The organism is Candidatus Competibacter denitrificans Run_A_D11 (assembly GCF_001051235.1).
Classification (GTDB): Bacteria; Pseudomonadota; Gammaproteobacteria; order Competibacterales; family Competibacteraceae; genus Competibacter_A; species Competibacter_A denitrificans.
In genome coordinates this window covers 1-3,670 of the sequence record NZ_CBTJ020000074.1, presented here as the reverse complement: position 1 = coordinate 3,670, position 3,670 = coordinate 1, and the positions used below count along the sequence as shown (strand labels likewise).

Here is a 3,670-nt window from a genome sequence, read left to right as displayed (position 1 = left end):
AGCCCCCGGAGACCCCGACCCCACTGGGTCAAATGATCCGGCTCATCGCCGGTTTCGGCGGCTTCCTCGGCCGTAAGGGCGCTGGCCACCCCGGCCCCAAAGCTATTTGGGAAGGAATACAAAATGTCCATGCCTTCGCCCTCGGCATCGCCGCCGCGAAGCAGGCTTTTATCCCCTCCGGCTGAGTTGGGGGGAATCGGGTGGGTAAAGCCATGGAGAAGCCAATTTTTGGCACAGCGCTGGGCGAGCGTGCTAATACCGATGAACTGCTGCAGAAACTTCGTGATTTATTTGATCTAATAATCAACGCATAAGTAACCCCTGATAGCCAGCCGCCACTGAAAAATGTAGTGATGAAAATCCATTCTATTTTTACCCAAGAAGATTACCGAACAGCATTACGCGAAGTTTCAGAATTCTTCGACCACGAACCGGAACCAGGCTCACCGGACGGGGATCGTTTTGAAGTATTGCTGGCATTGGTGGAAGCTTATGAAACTCAACACTTGCCGATTGAGTTACCCGATCCCGTAATGGCTAACCAATTTCGGATGGAACAAATCAGCCTGACGCCCAAAGCGAGGCGCTAAACATGTTGGCATGGCTGGCAGTCCTCATTCCCGCGTTACCCTTAGCCGCCGCCTTGTGGCTCGGCACGGCCATTCTATTCGGGCACGCCAGCGGCGAAATCCACGAGCGGCGCACCAGCCGTATCGTGCTGGCGGCTTTGGGCGCGTCCTGCGCCTCGGCGCTGATCTTGGCGGTGGCGTGCTTCACTGGCGCATTGCCCGATGTGGTGTCGTTCGGCCGTTGGCTGAGCAGCGGCAACTATCGGGTTGATCTGGTGTTCGCCACCGACGCGCTGAGCCTGACGCTGGCGGTGCTGGCGTCGCTGCTCTGCCTGCTGGTCGCGCGCTTCGCCGTGAACTACATGCACCGCGAGGCCGGATTTCACCGGCTGTTCATGGTGGTAAGCCTGTTCGCGGCGGCGATGGCGCTGCTGGTCACCGGCGGCAACGCGGTTCTAACCTTCATCGGCTGGGAAATCGCCGGATTGTGCTCCTATCTGCTGATTTGCTTCTTTCAGGATCGGACCACCGCCGCCGCCAACGCCACGCGGGTGTTCGTGACCAATCGCGTCGGGGATGCGGGATTTCTGTTAGGGATCGGGCTGGCGTTCTATTGGCTGGGCAGTGTGGACTGGGAAGCGATCAACACGGGAGCGGCGGGATTGAGCGCGACCCAGGCCAGCGTTTTAGCCGGTTGCTTCCTGCTGGCGGCGATCACCAAATCGGCACAGGTTCCGCTTGCGCCGTGGCTGGCGCGGGCGATGGAAGGGCCGACCCCATCCAGCGCGCTGTTCTACGGCGCGGTGATGATTCATGCCGGGGTTTATCTGGTGTTGCGGCTGCAACCGCTGTTCGAGCAGTCGCCGCCGCTGATGGCGGTCATGGCGTTGCTCGGGCTGGCGAGTGCGCTGTACGGCTTCGTGGCCGGGCTGGCGCAAACCGACATCAAGAGCGCCCTGATTTTTTCCACGACCGGCCAGGTCGGCTTGATGTTTCTGGCCTGCGGGCTGGGCTTCTGGCGCTGGGCGCTGCTGCACCTGTGCTGTCACGCCATCTTTCGCGGCTATCAATTCCTCAGCGCGCCGTCGATCCTGCACCAACTGCGGGAACGCACCCGCCCGGCGCCGGAGTGGCTGGCGCGGCGGCGCGGGCTTTACGTGGCGGCGTTCCAACGCTTCTGGCTGGAAGATGCCGCCAACTGGGGCGTGGTGCGGCCGGTACACTGGCTGGCGCGGCAGGCCAATCATTTCGATGCCGCCGTGGTGGATCGGGCGACCGGCTTGCCTGCGCCCACGGTGCAAGTGCTCTCGTCGCTGGCGCAATGGGAAGAACGCCAACTCGGCGCAGGCCGATTCCTCGAACGCGCGCCCGATGCGCGAGATCAGGGCCAGGGCGTGGTCGGCCGCTTGACCGAATGGGTCGCGGGGGCCTTCCATCGCTTTGAAGAGCAGATGGTGTTCAAGGGGATCAGCCAAGGCATTGTTTCGACCAGCCACCGGCTGGGAACCCGTTTGAGCCAGATCGAGCGCCTGCTGCGACGGTCGTGGTGGTGGGTCGCGGCGCTGGTGGGCGTGTTGGCCATCATCGTCGCCGCTGGCGAGGTGTTGCACCGGCAAGGTGGCGGCGAGTTCCCGCTGTTGAGCGCGTTGCTGGTGGTGCCGCTGGTCGGGATCATCGCCGATTTTCGCGGCCGGCAGGCGCGCAGCGCCTTCGCGTTGGGCTTGACGGTGGCGGGCGTGGAGCTGGGGCTGACACTGTATTTGCTCGCGCAATTTCAACCACACGCGCCGGGGTTGCAATTCGTCGAGCGGATCGAACTCTTTTCGTGGCTGCCCTATCACGTCGGGGTCGATGGGGTCGGCGTGCTGTTTCTGCCGCTGACCGCGTTGTTGACCCTGTTCGTGATGCTGTACGCGCAGCCGCACCGCTGGGAACAGCCGGGCGCGTTCGTGGCGAACATTCTCGGCGTGGAACTGGCGCTGATGGGGATGTTCACCGCGCTGGACCTGCTGCAATTCTGGCTGTTCGCACTGGCGGAGGTGATTCCGGCCACCCTGCTGATCCAGCGTTGGGGTACCAGTCCGGCGCGCGGGCGGGCGGCGGCGCAATACGTGCGAGCGATGCTGGGTGGCTTGGCGGGGCTGCTGGCGGGGATCGTGCTGCTGGGCTGGCATCATGCGGCGGCGGCGGGACAGTGGTCGTTCGACCTGCCGGCGCTGCTGGCGACGCCGGTTCCGGCCGGGCAACAGTCGTTTATGTTCATTCTGTTATTCGGCGGCTTGGCGGTGCGGCTGGCGCTGTTTCCGTTCCATTCCTGGCTGCCCATCGTCGCCAAACACGGCACGGTGGCGATTGGCATGGTGTTGCTGGTCGGGGCAAAGGTCGGCGTGTATGCCTTATTGCGCTTCGTGTTGCCGCTGTTGCCGGATGCCGCGCAACAGTGGTCTGGCTGGATTGCCGCGCTCGGTTTGGCGGGGATGGTGTACGGCGCGCTGCTGGCGGTGTTGCAAATCGATCTGCGCCGGCTGCTGGCCTTTGGCATCGTCAGCCAGACCGGGGTGTTGATGGCGGGGTTGTTCTCGCTAAAAGCGGCTGGCTTGAAAGGCGCGCTGTTGTTGAGCCTGAATCTGGGGCTGGCGGCGGCGGGGCTATTCGTCGCGGCGGGGTTGTTGAACCGTCGGCTGAACACCACGCGCTTTCAACGTTTGGGCGGCTTGTTCGATGCGCTGCCGTTACTGGGGCTGATGTTTTTGGTGGTAGTGCTGGGCAGCATCGCCATGCCGGGAACGCCGGGCTTCGAGGCGGCACATCTGGCGCTGGAAGGCACGCTGGAGGCGTTCGGCTGGGGGGTGGCGACGGTCGCTGCGTTCGGCAACGTGCTCGCCGCCGGCTATCTGCTGTGGGCTTATCAGCGGATTTTCCTGGCCCGCAATCCCAAAGTCGCCGCGCGCACTCTGCACGATTTGCGCAATCGGGAACTCATCATGGCGGCTTTGCTGTGCGCGGTGATGATCGGGGTCGGTTTATACGCCGATCCGTGGATCAGAATGATTGGGGAATCTGTGGAGAATGTGGCGCAGGTTTTTGAGGTGAGTGGGCAT

The 3,670-nt window shown here is 63.2% G+C and carries 3 protein-coding genes; all 3 read left to right on the top strand.

Annotation, left to right across the window (positions count from 1 at the left end):
* The coding region (locus tag BN873_RS19625) for an IS4 family transposase (RefSeq protein WP_277921597.1) at positions 1-185 on the top strand (185 nt) is incomplete at its 5' end.
* Between the two features lie 168 nt (positions 186-353).
* Complete coding sequence (locus BN873_RS14015) at positions 354-590, top strand: helix-turn-helix domain-containing protein (RefSeq protein WP_053085373.1); 237 nt, start codon at positions 354-356, stop codon at positions 588-590.
* Positions 591-592: 2 nt separating this feature from the next.
* On the top strand, positions 593-3,670 hold a 3,078-nt coding region (locus BN873_RS19110), incomplete at its 3' end, for an NADH-quinone oxidoreductase subunit M (protein WP_071244272.1).

Coding starts and splice junctions, on each gene's coding strand:
- BN873_RS14015 (WP_053085373.1), top strand. CDS start 354: ATGAAAATCCATTCTATTTTTACCCAAGAAGATTACCGAACAGCATTA.